General features: G+C 54.2%; 2 protein-coding genes and 1 pseudogene. 2 read left to right on the forward strand and 1 reads right to left on the reverse strand.

The features are described 5' to 3' along the window. Positions 1-208 (forward strand): annotated as a pseudogene (locus ACRESJ_RS18560) (nitrite/sulfite reductase); the annotation flags it as partial. Next, positions 192-686, forward strand: a complete 495-nt coding sequence (locus ACRESJ_RS18565; protein ID WP_111283403.1) for a DUF934 domain-containing protein — start codon at positions 192-194, stop codon at positions 684-686. The pseudogene ACRESJ_RS18560 and the gene ACRESJ_RS18565, both read left to right, overlap by 17 nt. Positions 687-761: 75 nt before the next feature. Here ACRESJ_RS18565 and ACRESJ_RS18570 read toward each other — a convergent pair. Further along, on the reverse strand, positions 762-1,034 hold a 273-nt coding region (locus tag ACRESJ_RS18570; protein WP_431759183.1), incomplete at its 5' end, for a hypothetical protein.

A 1,034-nucleotide genomic window follows, 5' to 3' on the forward strand; every position in this document is an offset into this window, starting at 1 on the left:
GGTTTCCCTCGGCGGCAGCGCCAGTCGCGATGCCAGCCTGGGCAAGATCCTCGGCCCGTCCTTCGCCCAGGAAGCCATGCCTGACGTGATCGAGAAGCTGATCGACGTGTACATCGAACAACGTACCGAAGACGAGCGTTTCATCGACACCTACCAGCGTATTGGCATCGACCTCTTCAAGGAACGCGTCTATGCAGCGAATAATTAAGAACAACGAGGTCGTCGACGAAACCTGGCACCTGCTGCCCAAGGATTTCAGTATCGACGAGATCACCAACTGCGACGACTACATCGTCCCGTTGCAGCTGTGGCGCGAACACAGCCGTATGCTCCTGGCCCGCGACGGTGGCCTGGGCATCTGGCTGGACGCCGATGAAGAAGCCGAGGAAATCGGTGAAGATGTGGCGCAGTTCCAGGTCATCGCCCTGAACTTCCCGGCCTTCACCGATGGCCGCAACTACTCCAATGCCCGCCTGCTGCGTGACCGTTATGGTTTCAAGGGCGAATTGCGGGCCATTGGCGACGTGCTGCGCGACCAGTTGTTCTACATGCATCGTTGTGGATTCGACGCTTTTGCCGTACGCCCCGATAAAGACCCGTATGAAGCTTTGGAAGGTCTCAAGGACTTCTCGGTGACCTACCAGGCCGCCACTGACGAACCGCTGCCGCTGTTCCGTCGCCGCTAATAAAATAAAGCCTTGATGACCACAGTCATCAAGGCTTTGTTAAACATGAAACACTCTTTCGTACATCAGGATTCGTTAGAACTCAACTTGTCTCAACCCTCTTTTCTTGATGGCATACGCCAATGCGGCAACATCATCAAATAACGCTTTATTCAAACTCCCCCAGTTCTCTCCCTCGATAAAAACCTTGACCTCGGGCTTCCACTGACTGGCGCGATGACGCCTGATATAGGTGATCAGGATTTCATCATCCGTGGATCGATGCACTACCTTGTGATCCCTGTCCGGCCGCACATCGATAAGAAACATGAGCTTCTCGGGCAACAACCTTACAAAAAGATCAAAGTC

It is taken from the genome of Pseudomonas sp. (assembly GCF_050739655.1).
GTDB lineage: Bacteria > Pseudomonadota > Gammaproteobacteria > Pseudomonadales > Pseudomonadaceae > Aquipseudomonas.

Excerpts from the sequence above, each read along its gene's own strand:
- ACRESJ_RS18565 (WP_111283403.1), top strand. The coding sequence starts at position 192 with ATGCAGCGAATAATTAAGAACAACGAGGTCGTCGACGAAACCTGGCAC.